Genomic DNA, 230 nt, shown 5'->3' with positions numbered 1-230 from the left:
TACCTTTACAAACGTAAAAGTATTATTTGCAAAGGGTTTTTATTTAAGGGATACGCCATGAAGAAAGAGATTTTAGAGAGAGAAGCGGCAACGGACGGTTTGGCGGCCGCGCCAGCGGACGGCGAAACGGACGGTGTCGCTTCTTATTCTCCCCCCTCGTCTAACAGGGGGGGTACAGAAATCGAAGACGCCGGAGCATTCCAAGAATCCTTTGAATGTTACGAAACCTA

The 230-nt window shown here is 48.3% G+C and carries 1 pseudogene; it reads left to right on the top strand.

The window, feature by feature from the left end:
• Positions 1-230 (top strand): annotated as a pseudogene (locus tag HMPREF2661_RS11800) (hypothetical protein); the annotation flags it as partial.

This window comes from Neisseria sp. HMSC061B04 (assembly GCF_001836705.1).
Taxonomy (GTDB): Bacteria; Pseudomonadota; Gammaproteobacteria; order Burkholderiales; family Neisseriaceae; genus Neisseria.
Note: the sequence above shows the minus strand (reverse complement) of the source record. Positions and strands in the feature narration are given on the sequence as shown.